A 252-nucleotide genomic window follows, 5' to 3' on the forward strand; every position below is an offset into this window, starting at 1 on the left:
CCGCGGGGGAGTGGCTGGCGCTGCACGCCCAGCACGGGCTGCTGCACGGGGCGGGCGACGCGGGTTCGGCGGTGTCGGAGGAGGCCGAGATCCAGGCCGTGCACCGCTCCCTGTTGCGCACCCCGGCCCGCATGATCGGCGTGTGGCTCCCGGACACGGTCGGCGACCGGCGACCGCAGAACCAGCCGGGCACGCGGGACCAGTACCCGAACTGGTGGGTGGCCAACGACTACGCTGAAGGCCGCCCGGTGA

1 protein-coding gene is annotated in these 252 nt (G+C 74.6%); it reads left to right on the forward strand.

From position 1 onward, the window contains the following. Nucleotides 1-252, forward strand: a 252-nt coding sequence (locus tag KVT44_RS56430) for a 4-alpha-glucanotransferase (protein WP_368857625.1), incomplete at both ends; no start/stop codon positions are given.

Source organism: Streptomyces sp. GbtcB7 (assembly GCF_019091445.1).
GTDB lineage: Bacteria > Actinomycetota > Actinomycetes > Streptomycetales > Streptomycetaceae > Streptomyces > Streptomyces mirabilis.